The sequence below is a fragment of the Streptomyces sp. SLBN-118 genome, from assembly GCF_006715635.1.
Taxonomy (GTDB): domain Bacteria; phylum Actinomycetota; class Actinomycetes; order Streptomycetales; family Streptomycetaceae; genus Streptomyces.
On record NZ_VFNP01000001.1, the window covers coordinates 3,759,607 to 3,774,746 of the forward strand.

The 15,140-nt window shown below is 68.5% G+C and carries 11 protein-coding genes and 1 pseudogene; 4 read left to right on the forward strand and 8 right to left on the reverse strand.

The features are described 5' to 3' along the window. Nucleotides 1-125: 125 nt before the first annotated feature. Nucleotides 126-1,742 carry a methionine--tRNA ligase gene (gene metG / locus FBY35_RS17200; protein WP_142214641.1) on the forward strand — a complete coding sequence of 539 codons (1,617 nt, stop codon included), beginning with the start codon at nt 126-128 and terminating at the stop codon, nt 1,740-1,742. Here the strand turns inward: metG and FBY35_RS17205 are convergent. The 3 genes and pseudogenes from FBY35_RS17205 to FBY35_RS17220 form a co-directional block, all read right to left on the reverse strand. Further along, nucleotides 1,739-2,685: pseudogene (locus tag FBY35_RS17205) on the reverse strand (IS481 family transposase). The gene metG and the pseudogene FBY35_RS17205 sit on opposite strands and share 4 nt — an antisense overlap. Beyond that, entirely contained in the window at nt 2,682-3,767 is a 1,086-nt protein-coding gene (locus FBY35_RS17210; RefSeq protein ID WP_142214642.1) for an IS110 family transposase, read from the reverse strand. Before FBY35_RS17210 ends, FBY35_RS17205 begins: the two are co-directional and overlap by 4 nt. 455 nt (nt 3,768-4,222) lie before the next feature. Then, the gene (locus FBY35_RS17220; protein WP_142214644.1) at nt 4,223-4,993 is read right to left on the reverse strand and encodes a L,D-transpeptidase family protein; all 771 of its coding nucleotides are present in this window, start codon (nt 4,991-4,993) and stop codon (nt 4,223-4,225) included. A 365-nt stretch (nt 4,994-5,358) separates the two neighbouring features. Here FBY35_RS17220 and FBY35_RS17225 point away from each other — a divergent pair, with 365 nt between their 5' ends. Together FBY35_RS17225 and FBY35_RS17230 are read left to right on the forward strand one after the other, a co-directional pair. Further along, nucleotides 5,359-5,550, forward strand: coding sequence for a hypothetical protein (locus FBY35_RS17225; protein ID WP_142214645.1), 192 nt, complete (start codon nt 5,359-5,361; stop codon nt 5,548-5,550). Further along, nucleotides 5,547-6,281: a DUF2637 domain-containing protein gene (locus tag FBY35_RS17230; RefSeq protein ID WP_142214646.1), complete on the forward strand. Its 735-nt coding sequence runs from the start codon at nt 5,547-5,549 to the stop codon at nt 6,279-6,281. The genes FBY35_RS17225 and FBY35_RS17230 overlap by 4 nt, the downstream gene beginning before the upstream one ends. A gap of 128 nt (nt 6,282-6,409) precedes the next feature. On the opposite strand, the gene aspS is transcribed toward FBY35_RS17230, so the two are convergent. From aspS to FBY35_RS17250, 4 genes are all read right to left on the reverse strand, one after another. Then, nucleotides 6,410-8,182, reverse strand: coding sequence for an aspartate--tRNA ligase (aspS, locus tag FBY35_RS17235; RefSeq protein ID WP_142214647.1), 1,773 nt, complete (start codon nt 8,180-8,182; stop codon nt 6,410-6,412). Between the two features lie 129 nt (nt 8,183-8,311). Further along, nucleotides 8,312-9,406, reverse strand: coding sequence for an AI-2E family transporter (locus FBY35_RS17240; RefSeq protein WP_260848641.1), 1,095 nt, complete (start codon nt 9,404-9,406; stop codon nt 8,312-8,314). A 108-nt stretch (nt 9,407-9,514) separates the two neighbouring features. Further along, nucleotides 9,515-10,525 (reverse strand): pirin family protein, encoded by a 1,011-nt coding sequence (locus tag FBY35_RS17245; protein WP_142214649.1) that lies wholly within the window; start codon nt 10,523-10,525, stop codon nt 9,515-9,517. 113 nt (nt 10,526-10,638) lie between these two features. After that, nucleotides 10,639-11,088: an SseB family protein gene (locus FBY35_RS17250; RefSeq protein ID WP_142214650.1), complete on the reverse strand. Its 450-nt coding sequence runs from the start codon at nt 11,086-11,088 to the stop codon at nt 10,639-10,641. Between the two features lie 182 nt (nt 11,089-11,270). Between FBY35_RS17250 and FBY35_RS17255 the strand changes: the two genes are divergently transcribed. After that, nucleotides 11,271-13,097: an acyl-CoA dehydrogenase gene (locus tag FBY35_RS17255; RefSeq protein WP_142214651.1), complete on the forward strand. Its 1,827-nt coding sequence runs from the start codon at nt 11,271-11,273 to the stop codon at nt 13,095-13,097. A 326-nt stretch (nt 13,098-13,423) separates the two neighbouring features. Here the strand turns inward: FBY35_RS17255 and FBY35_RS17260 are convergent, their stop codons facing one another. Next, nucleotides 13,424-15,088 carry an IS1182 family transposase gene (locus FBY35_RS17260; RefSeq protein ID WP_142214652.1) on the reverse strand — a complete coding sequence of 555 codons (1,665 nt, stop codon included), beginning with the start codon at nt 15,086-15,088 and terminating at the stop codon, nt 13,424-13,426. Nucleotides 15,089-15,140 lie beyond the last annotated feature (52 nt).

The following is a 15,140-nucleotide window of genomic DNA, read 5'->3' on the forward strand; positions in this document are numbered from 1 at the left end:
TTGCACTCTGTGCACCGCCCCCGTCGCAGGATGCGCCCCTTCCTAGAGGAGAGGATGTTTCGCAGACCTCTCCGCGCCGATTATCGAGGTGAGTGGACCTTCTGCGGGCCGTTAGGATTTCGACCATGGCGGCCACTGGATCCGAGAAGCAGGGGGCGAAGGCGTATTACGTCTCGACCCCCATCTACTACGTCAACGACGCTCCTCACCTGGGCCACGCCTACACGACCGTCGCAGGCGACGTGCTCACACGCTGGCACCGTCAGCGTGGCGAGAAGGTGTGGTACCTCACCGGCACGGACGAGCACGGTCAGAAGATCATGCGCACTGCCGAAGCGAACAACGTCACGCCCCAGGAGTGGTGCGACAAGCTCGTCGAGGAGGCGTGGAAGCCCCTCTGGGAGCATCTGAACATCGCGAACGACGACTTCATCCGTACGACGGAGAAGCGGCACACGGACCGTGTGCAGGAGTTCGTGCAGGACCTGTACGACAAGGGCGAAATCTACAAGGGCGGGTACGAAGGCCCGTACTGCGTGGGCTGCGAGGAGTACAAACTCCCCGGTGACCTGCTGGACGGCGAGGGTGAGTTCGCCGGGCAGAAGCTCTGCCCGATCCACAAGAAGCCGGTGGAGATCCTCAAGGAGGAGAACTACTTCTTCAAGCTCAGCGAGTACGGGCCGAAGCTGCTGGAGTTCTACGAGGCCAACCCCGGCTTCATCCAGCCCGAGTCCGCCCGCAACGAGGTCGTGAACTTCGTCAAGCAGGGCCTGCAGGACCTGTCGATCTCGCGCTCGACCTTCGACTGGGGCGTCCCGGTGCCGTGGGACGAGAAGCATGTGATCTACGTGTGGATCGACGCGCTGCTGAACTACGCGACGGCCGTCGGCTACAACGAGAACCCGGCGAAGTTCGCGGAGACCTTCCCGGCCGACGTCCACCTGGTCGGCAAGGACATCCTGCGCTTCCACGCCATCATCTGGCCCGCGATGCTGATGGCGAACGGCCTGCCGGTGCCCGGCAAGGTGGCGGCCAACGGCTGGCTGATGGTCGGCGGCGAGAAGATGTCGAAGTCCAACCTCACGGGCATCAAGCCGCAGGACCTGACCTCGCACTTCGGCGTCGACGCGTACCGCTGGTACTTCCTGCGCGCGATCGCGTTCGGCCAGGACGGCTCGTTCTCCTGGGAGGACTTCTCCGCCCGGTACACCAGCGAGCTCGCCAACGACTACGGCAACCTCGCCTCCCGTGTCGCGGCGATGGTCGGCAAGTACTTCGGCGGCGCGCTGCCGGAGTCGACAGCGCCCGGCGAGGCGGAGAAGACGGTCCAGGAGGGCCTGGCCAGGACGGTCGCCGAGGCCGACCGGAAGATCGGCGAGGAGCTGGACTTCCAGGGCGGCATCCTCGCGGTCTTCGACTTCGTGAAGCAGGTCAACGGCTACATCACGGAGCAGGAGCCGTGGAAGGTCGCCAAGGACGAGTCGCCGGAGGGCCGGGCCCGTCTCGCGACGATCCTGTACACGGCGGCGGAGTCCCTGCGGGCCGTCGCGGTGCTGCTCAACCCGGTCATGCCCGAGACCTCGCAGGCCCTGTGGGACTCGCTGGGCGCCGAGCACTCGCTGGGTGCCCTCGCGCAGCAGCGGGTCCAGCACGCGGGCGAGTGGGGCAGGCTCCCGGCCGGCGCCACGGTGACCAAGGGCGCGGTTCTGTTCCCGCGCCTGGAGGACCCGAAGAAGGACTAGGTGTACTGACCCGTGAGGTTGGGGACGCGGCTGGCGGGTGGCTGGCCCTTGAGCGCGGTGTGTCCGCGGTGGTGATTGTAGGTGTGCAGCCAGACGGGGTATGCCTCGCGTCGCTCGGTCTCGGTCCGGTAGGGCTGTGCGTAGGCCCACTCGTCCAGGAGGGTGCGGTTGAACCTCTCCACCTTCCCGTTGGTCTGGGGCCGGTAGGGGCGGGTCCGCTTGTGTGAAATGCCTTGCTGTGCAAGGGAGTTGCGCCACAGGTGTGACTTGTAGCAGGAGCCGTTGTCGGTCAGGACCGCTGGACGGTGATACCGCATGACGTGAAGTAGGCGTGCGCGCGCTGCCAGAACCCCACGGCGGTTTCCTTCTTCTCGTCGGCGAGGATTTCGCTGTAGGCGAGGCGGGAGTGGTCGTCGACGGCGTTGTGGAGGTAGCTGTAGCCGGCGCCGGAGCGGGTCTTGCGGCCTGCCTGGCGTCCGAGGGTCTTGTGGCCGCCGCCGTCGGGGATGTTGCCGAGCTTCTTGATGTCGACATGCACCAGCTCGCCGGGCCGGTCGCGTTCGTAGCGGCGTATCGCCCGCCCGGTGGCACGGTCCAGGTGGGTCAGGCGGGCGAGGCGGTAGCGGGTCAGGACCCGGTGGACGGTCGCCGGGTTCAGTCCGAGGAGGTAGGTGATGCGGGCCGGTCCCCACCGGCGCAGGAGGCGGACCTTGATGATCCTGCGTTCGGTGCGGGTCGGTGTCCGGCGTGGGCTGTGGTGCGGGCGTGAGGACCGGTCGGCCATCCCTGCCTCACCGAGCTCGCGGTAACGGCCGGCCCACCGCTGCGCTGTCGTCGGCGAGACCTGGAAGCGTTCGGCGGCCCTGCGCAGGGTCCAGCCGTCATCGACCACACAGAGGGCCAGACGCAGCCGGCCGGTCTCGGATGCTCCTATGGTTGTCAAGCCGCAGGAGCGAGGTCGGTTTGAGCGATTCGTTCCGTTGGTGTGCTGGTCAGTGCGCGGTAGACCTCTCGGGCAACGAATCGCTTGAGGCAGCGCATGATGTCCTTCTTGTTCAGCCCTTCCTTGGTGCGGCGTGCGACGTAGGCGCGGGTGCGTTCGTCGAACCGCATGCGGGTGAGCACGATGGTGTGCAGGGCGTTGTTCGCGGCCCGGTCGCCGCCGCGGTTGAGGCGGTGGCGGTGGGTGCGGCCGGAGGAGGCCGGGATCGGCGCGACGCCGGCCAGGTGCGCGAACGCGCCCTCGGACCGCATCCGTTCTGGGTTGTCCCCGGCCGTGGCCAGCAGTTGGCCGGCGGTCTCGGGACCGACGCCGAACAGCTCCAGCAGCGCGGGGGCGGCCTGCTTGACCAGTGGACCAATCTCCGCGTCCAGCTCAGTGATCTCCTCGTCCAGGGCCTGGTGACGGCGGGCGAGCCGCCGCAGCGCGGCTCGGGTCGCCGCCAGCGGGCGGGACAGGTCATCGCCGGGCCGCAGCCGGGCCAAAGTCCGTATCAGCGCGGCCCGGTCCAAGCCCGCGACCTGCTCGCGCAGCATCGCGGGTGCCGAGACCAGCAGGCCGCGGATCTGGTTCATCGCCTGCGTGCGGGCCTTGACAGCGCTGCGGCGGGCGATCCGCAGCACCCGCACCGCCTCGACCACCCCGTCCCGGCTCTTGGGGGTGCCGGTGGCCCTGCCGGAGAGCACCGCCGTCGCGGCGGCATAGGCGTCGATCGGATCGGACTTGCCTTTCAACCGACGCGTCTTGCGGTCCGGTCGGTCCACGTCGACGACGGTGACACTCGCCGCGGTGAGTACCCGGGCGAGCTCGGCGCCGTAGGCACCGGTCCCCTCCACCCCCACTGCGGTCAGCGTGCCGTGCGAGCGCATCCAGTGCAACAGGTCCCTGTAGCCGGGAATGGTCGCCTGGAACTCCCGGTCGGCCAGGTGCCGGCCGATGGAATCGATCACGGCGGCGTGGTGGGTCAGGCCGTGGGTGTCGACTCCGCCGGTGATCTGCGGCGCGTCATGCGTCATGCTGGTCATGCCCGTCCTTGTGAGTCCGTTCCAGGGGCGGCACGCGCCGGTCGGACGGGTGGACAAGACAGTGACGGGGCTTCTGGACCAAGCTCCTATGAAGTCACAAACGCCCGTCCGGCCGCGTGCGTGGCAACACCCCAGGCGGGCCGACAAATCCGAAGCAGGACAGTCGAGACGTCAGTCAGGGGTCGGGTCAGACCCACCAGCGGCGTCACCGCGAACATCATCACTGTCAGGGGTGCATTACGGTGGGGCATGAGGGCCTTCTGATCGTTCGTGTAGATGTCGCAATCCACACCGAACCCGGAAGGCCCTCACTCGTTCAAGATCACCCAGCCGTGATCGCCGTCACCAACCTCCGTGGACAGAACACCTAGCGCTGGACTGGCGCGCTGCGTGGAAGGGCCCGGGACCTGGACAGGGTCCCGGGCCCTTCGGCTTGCGTACCGGGCGGCTCGGCCTCAGCGCCTCAGCGCCGCCGCGTCCCCCATCACGACCACCGGCTGCTTCGCCGGGTCCAGCCACACCAGCAGCTCCTTCATCCGCTCCAGCTTCAGCGCCACGCAGCCCTGTGTCGGCCCGCCGTGGTCGACGTGGATCCAGATCCCGCCGCCCTTCTCGTCACCGAGCGGCCGCGTCCAGTCCAGCGGGGTGGTGCCGGGCTCACGGTTGTAGTTGATGGCCACCACATGGTCGAAGGAGCCTTTGAGCGGCTCGCCCTCGAAGCCGGTGCCGGGCGCGTCGAATGCCGCTTCCTGGTCGTACGGGAGCCTCGTACCCGGGTCGGGCAGCTTGCCGCCCGCGTCGGTGAGGCCGAAGACCCCGATCGGCGTGCGGTGGTCGGCGGTCTCGTGGTCGTAGGTCCAGCCGCGCAGGCCGTTGTGGGCGGGCCAGGGTTCGGACACGGCCTTCCAGCCCAGGCCGGGGATTCGCTCGTAGAGCGTGGCGGTGGACCGGTTGGAGTCGGGCCCTTCGCCGACCACCACGACCGCCTGCTGGGTCGCCCTGCTGATCTTGGCGCGGGTCTGCGGCCCCAGGAAGGGGATCTCCTGCGCCCGGACGGTCTGCCCCCCGGGACCGAAGCGGCCGACGGCACTCGGCCCGCCGGCGGCACCCGCGGATCTCTGCGCGGCCACGGGCGCCGCCTCCCCGCCGGCCCCCGCGCAGCCTGTGAGCAGCAGACCTGCGACAGCCAGCGCGACCGCCGGGAACGGTCCTTTGCGGAGGTACATGTGCGGGCCTTTCGGTTCGAGATCCTCTTGTCTGCTGCTTCTGCATCGGGGTGGGGCGACGTCGGTCCCGGCGACATCAAATCGGATGTATGCGATCATTCGCGGCATTTCAGAAGCAGGGCGCGCGAGGCGTCGCCGCAGACGCGGAGACTCTCGAGATCACGGTGCCCGGCGCGACCACGCCGCTGTCAGGCACGGCGGACACACGTTTCCCGTACTCAGCGTGACCAGCCGACTGCCGAGCCGCAACTTGCAGTCGTTATAGAACATCGGCAATTGAACAGAAGAAGCGTTAAACGCATCAATAAACGGACATTGACTTCAAGTTGGGCGTATCCAAGCAATTTTTTCATCGTTGGGAGGGCATGGCGACGATGAGCCCGCAGCACACAGCGGTGGCAGAGTTTTACGAGGAGCGGGATCCGGGCTTCCCGCGCGTGTCGGGATACGCTGACTGTTCCGATCTGCTCGACGACCTCTTTGGCGCCCTGGAACAGATCCAGGCGGATTTCACCCGGCGTTTCGGCGCCGCCCCGGTGCCGACGAGGCGGGCATGAGCGGATATTGGCCCCGTCCCGACGACGGGTTGGGCTCGGCTCCGTATCACTATCAGTTCCCGCCGGACGCCCTCGGCGCGGATGTGCTCGACCCCACCATCCCCGAAGGCCTGGGCGCACATCCGGACACCCACTGGGACTTCGAGAGCGATCTCACCCAGCTCCTCAAGGCCGCGGCTCCCGACCCCGTCGCACCCACCGTCCCGTCCGTCACACCCCTTCCGCGCAGGCGCGGCGCCCGTCGGCGTCCGAGCTGGGTGGTGCGGTGCGTACGCCGGATCCGGGCGCCCCGGGTAAAGGTGCTGAGCTTGATCATCGCGGCGCTGACCGCAGCCATCGTCGGCATGCTGAGCGTGCTCAGCGGGCTGATCGCCTACGATCCGCTGCGCCGCATGGCATCTCCCGAAGCCCACGGGCTGGCGGGGTGGTGGCCGCTGCTGGTCTACGGGCCGTGGCTGGTGGCGTCGTTGTCGATCCTGCGGGCCGCGCTGCACGACCGCCGCGCCGCACACTCCTGGGCCGTGGTCGTGCTCTTCTCGGCCGTTGCGATGTGTCTGTGCGTCGCCCACGCACCCCGGTCGCCGCTCCCTATGGCGGTGGCCGCGCTGCCGCCGGTGACCGCGCTGCTCTCCTTCCAGCAGCTGGTCCACCAGATCCTGCTCACCAGCCCGTGCCGACGTGCCTCGCGCCAGCGGCACGGGGGCCACGCCGCCGCCTGCTGCGCGGACTGAAGCCCCCGGCCTTCCGGTGGGACGGGAGGCAGGGGCCGCACCCGCCCGGCCATGGGGGCGAGCTGTGGATTGCTGTGTACGCGCAGGTGCCCCGAACCTTCCGGTCCGGGGCACCTGCGCGTTCGTGCTTACTTGTCCTTGTCGGCGACGGGCTTGCGCAGCGCGATGTTCAGCTCGCGCAGCCGCGCCTCGTCCAGCTCGGTGGGCGCGCCCATCATCAGGTCCTGCGCGTTGCCGTTGAGCGGGAAGGCGATCGTCTCGCGGATGTTCGGCTCGTCGGCCAGCAGCATCACGATCCGGTCGACGCCCGGGGCGATGCCGCCGTGCGGCGGGGCGCCGAACTGGAAGGCGCGGAGCATGCCGGAGAACTCGTGCTCGACGGTCTCCTTGGAGTAGCCCGCGATCTCGAAGGCCTTGAACATGATCTCGGGCTCGTGGTTCCGGATCGCACCGGAGGACAGCTCGACGCCGTTGCAGACGATGTCGTACTGCCAGCCGAGGATGTCCAGCGGGTCCTGGGTCTGCAGGGCCTCGAGGCCGCCCTGCGGCATCGAGAAGGGGTTGTGCGAGAAGTCGATCCTGCCGGTCTCCTCGTCCTTCTCGTACATCGGGAAGTCGACGATCCAGCAGAACCGGAAGACGCCCTCCTCGAAGTGACCCGCGCGCTTGGCCGCCTCGACCCGGACCGCGCCCATGATCTTGGAGACCTCGTCGAAGTCGCCGGCGCCGAAGAAGATCGCGTGGCCCGGCGCGAGCGAGAGGCGCTCGGTGAGGACCTTGACGTTCTCCTCGGTGAGGAACTTGGCGATGGGTCCGCTCAGCGAACCGTCCTCGCCGACGCGCACCCAGGCCAGGCCCTTCGCCCCGTGCTCGACGGCGAAGTCGCCGAGGCCGTCGAAGAACTTCCGCGGCTGCGAGGCGGTGTCCGGCACCGGCAGCGCGCGCACGTGCTTGCCCGCGAAGGCCTTGAACTCCGAGCCCTCGAAGACGTCGGTGATGTCCACGAGTTCCAGCTGGGCGCGCAGGTCCGGCTTGTCGTTGCCGTACTTGAGCATGGACTCGCGGAAGGGGATCCGCGGGAACGGAGAGGTGACGTGGCGGCCGTTGCCGAACTCCTCGAAGAGCTCGGTCATCAGCGTCTCGATCGGCTGGAAGACGTCCTCCTGCTCGACGAAGCTCATCTCGACGTCGAGCTGGTAGAACTCGCCGGGCGAGCGGTCGGCGCGTGCGTCCTCGTCGCGGAAGCAGGGCGCGATCTGGAAGTAGCGGTCGAAGCCCGAGATCATCAGCAGCTGCTTGAACTGCTGCGGGGCCTGCGGCAGCGCGTAGAACTTGCCGGGGTTCAACCGGGAGGGCACCACGAAGTCGCGCGCGCCCTCGGGGGACGTCGCGGTCAGGATCGGGGTGGCCATCTCGTTGAACCCGAGCGCCGTCATCTTGTGCCGGATCGCGGAGATGACGGCCGTGCGCAGCATGATGTTGCGGTGCATGCGCTCGCGGCGCAGGTCGAGGAAGCGGTACTCCAGGCGGCGCTCCTCACCCACTCCGTCGTCGGTGTTGATCTGGAACGGCAGCTGCTGCGAGGCGCCCAGCAGCTCGACCTCACAGACCTCGACCTCGATCTCGCCGGTGGGCAGCTCGGGGTTGATGTTCTCGGCGCCGCGCGAGACGACCTGTCCGTCGACGCGGACGACCGACTCCTTGTTGACCTTGTCGAGGGCCTCGTAGGCGGCGGTGCCGGGGCGGGCGACGAGCTGCGTGATGCCGTGGTGATCGCGCAGATCGATGAAGAGGATGCCGCCCAGGTCTCGGCGATTGTGCAGCCAGCCGCTCAGCCGGACGTCGGCGGAGACGTCAGAGGCGCGGAGCTCGCCGCAGGTGTGGGACCTGTACCGATGCATCGTCGTTCATCCAGTCTTAGCGATTTGAGAGGGAGTGGGCCCGTCAAGGTTACCGCCCGGCCCCAGTCCCCCTCATTGGCATAAACATGCCACCAGTCGCGCCCGGTCCCGCGGCTCGCCGCGCGAGCTCTACGCGTCGGCCGCGCCGGAGCCCGAACCCTCGCCGGGGCGCGAACCCTCGCCGGGGCGCGCGCCGTCGGAGTAGCGGGTGCGCAGCTCGCCGATCACACCGAACGCGGCAGCGGTCAGCGGTACGGAGAGCAGCATCCCAAGAATCCCGGCGACGGACGCCCCCACGGTGATCGCCAGCATCACCACGGCCGGGTGCATCTGGACCATACGGCTCTGGATCAGGGGCTGGAGGACATGTCCCTCCAGCAGCTGAACGGCGAGCACCACCCCCAGCGCCCACAGCGCGATCACGAACCCGCGGTCGGCGAGCGCGACCAGCACGGCGACCGCACCGGAGATGAAGGCGCCGAGGTAGGGGATGTACGCCGCGACGAAGACGAGCGCACCCAGACCAACCGCTCCGGGGACGCGCAGGATCAGCAGCCCGACGGTGATGCAGACCGCGTCGATGAGCGCGATGAGGGTCGTCCCGCGCATAAAGCCCTCGACGGCCTCGAAGGCCCGCCGCCCCATGGCCTCGACGGCGTCGCCCGTCGAGCGCGGGGCGAGGGACCGCAGCAGACCGGCCGCCTTGTGGGAGTCCCGGAGAAAGAAGAACATGAGCAGCAGCGCGAGCACAGAGGCGGCGATCACCTCTCCCACCACACTCAGCCCGCTGATCACCCCGGACGCGGCCGTCCCGCCGAACCGGCCGAGCAGCTCCTTCGAGTTCTTCGCGACATCGTCGAGTGAGGTCCCGGCGGCCCCGAAGCGCCTGGCGAGATCCTGGGCGGCGTGCCGCAACGAGGTGACGATCTGGTCGCCGGTGTCGATCAGCGCGTGGACGACGATGAACGTGGCCCCACCGATGACGACGACGACCGCGACACAGGTCAGCCCCGCGGCGACGGACCGGTTCACCTTCACCCTCACCAGCCGCCGGTGCAGGGGCCCGAGGAGCGCGGTCCCGAGCAGAGCGAGCAGCACGGGCGTGACGGCGGTCTTGAGCTCCACGACCAGCCAGACGCCGACCGCGGCGACCCCGGCCACAAGGAGCGCGACCACGCACCAGGCGGCAAGCCGCCGCACGGGCTCGGGAAGAATGCTGTGCACGCTCCCACGTGACCACAGCGCGCACACACCGTCCCGCCCACCGCCGCCACGCGGGTGACGCACCATCAGATGCCGCGGCCGGTCGGCCGCCGCGTCGACTGGCGGCCGTCAGCCCTCGGCCCCGGACCCGTCAGCCTGGGTCTCTCCCACGCCCGGCTCTCCCAGGCCGTGCACGGCGGGGATCGTGCCGAGGCGTCCGGCCTGGAAGTCCTCGATCGCCTGCCTCAGCTCCGCCTGGCTGTTCATGACGAACGGACCGTAGTGCGCCATCGGCTCCCGGATCGGGCGCCCGCCGAGCAGTACGACCTCCAGGTCGCCGGTGTGCGAGCCGTTCTGGGTGTCGTCCGCCCACACCGTGAGCGAGTCGCCCTCGCCGAACACCGCCGTCTGCCCCATCCGTACCGGCCGCCGCTCGGTACCGACCGCGCCGCGCCCGGCCAGGACGTACGCGAGGCCGTTGAAGTCCTTGCGCCACGGCAGGTCGATCTGCGCGCCGGGCCGCAGAGTCGCGTGGATCATCGTGATCGGAGTGTGGGTGATGCCCGGGCCCAGGTGACCGTTCAGCTCACCGGCGATGACCCTCAGCAGCGCACCGCCGTCCGGCGAGGTCAGCAGCTGCACCTCACCCCCGCGGATGTCCTGGTAGCGGGGGTCCATCATCTTGTCGCTCGCCGGGAGGTTCACCCACAGCTGGAGCCCGTGGAAGAGGCCGCCCGACATGACCAGCGACTCCGGCGGCGCCTCGATGTGCAGCAGGCCGGAGCCCGCCGTCATCCACTGGGTGTCGCCGTTGCGGATGGTTCCGCCGCCGCCGTTGCTGTCCTGGTGGACGAACGTTCCGTCAATCAGGTACGTGACGGTCTCGAAGCCGCGGTGCGGGTGCCAGGGCGTTCCCTTGGGCTCGCCCGGCGCATAGTCCACCTCACCCATCTGGTCCATCATGATGAACGGGTCGAGGTACTGGTAGTTGATCCCCGCGAACGCACGCCGCACCGGGAAGCCCTCTCCCTCGAACCCGGTGGGCGCCGTGGTCACGGCGAGCACGGGGCGCGACAGAGCGTCGGCGGGCGCGGCTACGCGCGGCAGGGTGAGCGGGTTCTCGACAGTCACTGCAGGCATGACATGGCCTCCTTGTGCGTCCAGTTTAGTTGAAGAGTGAACTTCTTGCCAGCTGGAACGCGAGGCGCCCGGGAGGAATTCCTCCCGGGCGCCCTGGCGGTCAGGCCCGCCGCTCAGCCATACATCCGCCGCATCGCGAAGTCGACCATCTGCTCCACGGCCTTCGCGTCGAAGACCATGCGGTGATCGCCCTCCATGTCCAGGACGAAGCCGTACCCGGTCGGCAGCAGGTCGATCACCTCGGCGCCCGTGATCACGAAGTACTTGGACTCCTTGCCCGCGTACCGGCGCAGTTCCTTCAGCGAGGTGAACATCGGGATGACCGGCTGCTGGGTGTTGTGGAGCGCCAGGAACCCGGGATTGTCACCGCGCGGGCAGTACACCTTCGAGGTCGCGAAGATCTGCTGAAAGTCCTCCGCGGACAGCGACGCCGTGGTGAAGGCCCGCACCGCGTCGGCGAGCGAGGGGGGCGACGGCTCGGGGTAGAGCGGCTGCTCCCCGTAGGAGGGCTGCTGCGGCACGTACTGCTGCTGGGCGCCCGGGGTCTGGTCGTAGCCGTACATGCACGCAAGAGTACTGAGTCACAGTTGCCCCGTTGGGGTTGCGTCTTATTACCGACGGGTAGCATCATCGTAGCTACTTGCTGGTAAGTGGATAAGAATCCTCCCTCCCGCCACCCGACCGCCACCCCTCAACGAGGCGCTTCGCGCCGCACCTGTTGATCGATCCTTACGGAGCCGTCGCCATGGGGCACTACAAGTCGAATCTCCGCGACATCGAGTTCAACCTCTTCGAGGTCCTCGGGCGCGACAAGCTGTACGGCACCGGCCCGTTCGCGGAGATGGATGTCGACACCGCGAAGAGCATCCTCGAAGAGATCGCGCGTCTCGCCGAGAACGAGCTCGCCGAATCCTTCGCCGACGCCGACCGCAACCCCCCTGTTTTCGACCCCGAGACCAACACCGCGCCCGTCCCGGCGTCCTTCAAGAAGAGCTACCAGGCCTTCATGGACTCCGAGTACTGGCGCCTGGGCCTGCCCGAGGAGATCGGCGGCACCACCTCGCCCCGCTCTCTGATCTGGTCGTACGCGGAGCTGCTCCTCGGCTCGAACCCGGCAATCTGGATGTACTCCTCGGGCCCCGCCTTCGCCGGGATCCTCTTCGAGGAGGGCAACGAGGCGCAGAAGAAGGTCGCCCAGATAGCCGTCGAGAAGCGCTGGGGCTCCACCATGGTGCTCACCGAGCCGGACGCCGGCTCGGACGTCGGCGCCGGCCGCACCAAGGCCATCCAGCAGGAAGACGGATCCTGGCACATCGAGGGCGTGAAGCGCTTCATCACCTCCGGTGAGCACGACATGGAGGAGAACATCCTCCACTACGTGCTGGCCCGCCCCGAGGGCCACGGCCCCGGCACCAAGGGCCTGTCGCTCTTCCTCGTGCCGAAGTTCCACTTCGACTGGGAGACCGGCGAGCTGGGCGAGCGCAACGGTGTGTACGCCACGAACGTCGAGCACAAGATGGGCCTCAAGGCCTCCAACACCTGCGAGATGACGTTCGGCGACCAGCACCCCGCCAAGGGGTGGCTGATCGGCGACAAGCACGACGGCATCCGCCAGATGTTCATGATCATCGAGTTCGCCCGGATGATGGTCGGCACGAAGGCCATCGCGACCCTGTCCACCGGCTACCTGAACGCGCTGGAGTACGCCAAGGAGCGCGTCCAGGGCCAGGACCTGGTCAACTTCGCGGACAAGTCCGCGCCCAAGGTCACCATCACGCACCACCCGGACGTCCGCCGCGCGCTGATGACGCAGAAGGCGTACGCCGAGGGCATGCGCGCCCTCGTCCTGTACACAGCATCCGTCCAGGACGAGATCGCCCTCAAGGAGGCCGCGGGCGAGGACGCCAAGCCGCTCGTCGCACTGAACGACCTGCTGCTGCCGATCGTCAAGGGCTACGGCTCGGAGAAGTCGTACGAGCAGCTGGCCCAGTCGCTGCAGACCTTCGGCGGTTCCGGCTACCTGCAGGAGTACCCGGTCGAGCAGTACATCCGGGACGCCAAGATCGACACCCTGTACGAGGGAACCACGGCCATCCAGGGCCAGGACTACTTCTTCCGGAAGATCGTCCGCGACCAGGGCCAGGCGCTGAACACCCTCTCCGAGGAGATCAAGAAGTTCCTGGCGGTCGGCACCGGCGGCGAGGAGCTGGCCCCGGCCCGCGACGCACTCGCCAAGGCCGCGGTGGACCTGGAGGCGATCGTCGGCACGATGACGAACGACCTCATCGCCACCGGCGAGGACGTCAAGAACATCTACAAGGTGGGCCTGAACACCACCCGCCTGCTGATGGTCTCCGGCGACGTGGTCGTCGGATACTTGCTGCTGCGCGGCGCGGCCGTCGCGGCGGAGAAGCTCCAGACGGCCTCCGCGAAGGACGTGCCGTTCTACCAGGGCAAGATCGCGGCCGCGAAGTTCTTCGCCGCGAACGTCCTGCCGGGCGTCTCGGCCGAGCGCGCGCTCGCGGAGACGGTCGACAGCTCGCTGATGGACTTGGACGAGGCCGCGTTCTAGGTCCTGTCCGGTCGATCCGGCCGGATCAGTGAGCGACCCGCCGCGTAGCGGCTGATGTCACCGCGGTGCGTGCAGCTGCAAGCCGGAGGATGGCTCTCCCCCGCCGAAGTCGGGGCGAGAGTCCACGCGGAGCGTAGGCGACTGACGCAAACGCAGCGTGGGCGCACCTCCCGTGCCCGAAGGGCTACGGGGGGCTCGCGTGCCATGGCACGCGAGCCCGGCAAGATCGGCCGGGCAGGACCTTGGTAACGCCGGTCATGGCTGTGGCCCGCCCCCGGCTCGGGACGCTGTTGGCGAATTGCGGGCCGTTACTGCGCCCCACCGGGTCATCCGGTGGGGCGCAGTGCTGCCAGGGGGCTGATGCGGGTGGGGGCGTGCGGTTTCCCGGTGAGGTGTGCGTCGATGCGGGCGATGTTGATCGCTGCCGCGGTGAGTTGGTGCTGGAGGCTGGCTTTGGCCAGGCCGCGGTAGCGGGATCTGCGCAGGCCGTGGGCGGTGACACCTTGAGAGATGGTTCCTTCGACACCGGCGCGGATCTTGTAGCGGTCCTTCCACCCGTCTGTCTGCTGGAGAGCGCGTGCCTGCTGGAGGGTCTCGTGTTCAGCGCGTGGCCGCAGAGTGAGCTCGCGGCGCGCGAGCCGACGGCTTCCGGGCTTGGCGCTGATGCACTCCGGCTGCCGGGGACACGGTTTGCAGTCGCGGGGCGAGAACTGGATACGGATGACCGGTGCGCCGTGCTGGCTACGTGCCTCGCGCCAGACGCTGCTGACGTGCCCGCTCGGGCAGCCTGCCTGCTGCTGGTCCCAGTCGATGGTGAACGCCTCTTGTCCGAAGGCGGCTGCGCCCTTGGACTGGGCGGACGTGACGGATTTGAGCGGGCCGTGCAGGGCGACGCCGTGATTTTGGTGGGCCGCGGTCAGGGCGGCAGCGTTGGCATAGCCAGCGTCGACCCAGTGCTCCTCGGGCAGTAAGTCCCGTGCGGCAAGGCCGGTGTGGACCGCGGCGGCCATGCGGTCGTCGCTGACCGCACCGTTGGTGGTGATCACGTTGGTGATCAGGTGGGCAGTGTCCGGCTCGCACGTCTCTGTGAGGTGGACCTTGTAGCCGTCCCAGCGGGTCTCTCCCTTCACTCCGTTGCGGGCCTGGATGTCATAGGGGCTGGCCAGGCGTGTGGCACCCGGCGGCCGGTCTTTTGGGCCCCGTCGCCTCACCTCGCCCTCGACGAGGTGAAAGTGCTGAACCCACGCCTGCCGCAGAGTCTCCGCCTCAGTCAGCTCCCGCAGTCCCTGCGGTGCGTCGGCTGCCCAGACCAGCCGCAGCAGATGCATGCCGTCGGTGCCGATCCGCTCGTAGAGCTGCGTGCGCTTCGTGCGGTCCTTGGGAAACCGTGTCTCGTCGGCGCGGGTGGCGTAGTGCCTGAACCAGTCCGGCACGGCCCGCGCCCGCAGCCAGTCCGGTTCCGCACGTGCCACCGCGTTGAGGGCTGAGCGCAGGCATTCGGACACCAGCTCCAGCTGGTTCAACTCACGCACCGCCGACAGCACATGGGTCGAGTCGGTCCGTGCTCTCCCGCCGCCGGCCACCAGCCCCCGCTCCTGGGCCGCGGCCAGGACGCCGTCCAGGACCTCGCGCCCGCCCTCGGCACCGATCAGCCGGTCCCGGAACTCACAGAGCACTGAATGATCGAAGCCGGGGTCAGTCAGTTCCAGCCCGAGCGCGTATTTCCAGTCGATCCGGGCCCGCACCGCCTCGGCGGCTTGCCGGTCGGTGAGGTTCTCCACGAACTGCAACACCATCACCAGGGCCAGCCGCCTCGGTGACCAGGCACGTTTGCCCCGCACCGGGAACAGAGCCGAGAACTGCTCGTCCGTGAACATCACGCCCAGCTCGTCGCGAACCCTGATCGCCAGACTGCCCCTCGGGAACGCCGCCCGCGCCACCCGCACCGTCTCCGCCGGAACTTCTCCCGGCACCAGCGGCTTCATCGACACCCGTACCCCACCCCAAACACAAACGTCGGTCTCCAAGACCACAACCAGGTCT

What these genes read in the sequence shown, in the direction of transcription:
- FBY35_RS17250 (WP_142214650.1), bottom strand. Translation starts at nt 11,088, where the DNA reads ATGTACGGCTACGACCAGACCCCGGGCGCCCAGCAGCAGTACGTGCCG.
- FBY35_RS17255 (WP_142214651.1), top strand. Translation starts at nt 11,271, where the DNA reads ATGGGGCACTACAAGTCGAATCTCCGCGACATCGAGTTCAACCTCTTC.
- FBY35_RS17220 (WP_142214644.1), bottom strand. Translation starts at nt 4,993, where the DNA reads ATGTACCTCCGCAAAGGACCGTTCCCGGCGGTCGCGCTGGCTGTCGCA.
- metG (WP_142214641.1), top strand. Translation starts at nt 126, where the DNA reads ATGGCGGCCACTGGATCCGAGAAGCAGGGGGCGAAGGCGTATTACGTC.
- FBY35_RS17225 (WP_142214645.1), top strand. Translation starts at nt 5,359, where the DNA reads ATGGCGACGATGAGCCCGCAGCACACAGCGGTGGCAGAGTTTTACGAG.
- FBY35_RS17210 (WP_142214642.1), bottom strand. Translation starts at nt 3,767, where the DNA reads ATGACCAGCATGACGCATGACGCGCCGCAGATCACCGGCGGAGTCGAC.
- aspS (WP_142214647.1), bottom strand. Translation starts at nt 8,182, where the DNA reads ATGCATCGGTACAGGTCCCACACCTGCGGCGAGCTCCGCGCCTCTGAC.
- FBY35_RS17245 (WP_142214649.1), bottom strand. Translation starts at nt 10,525, where the DNA reads ATGCCTGCAGTGACTGTCGAGAACCCGCTCACCCTGCCGCGCGTAGCC.
- FBY35_RS17230 (WP_142214646.1), top strand. Translation starts at nt 5,547, where the DNA reads ATGAGCGGATATTGGCCCCGTCCCGACGACGGGTTGGGCTCGGCTCCG.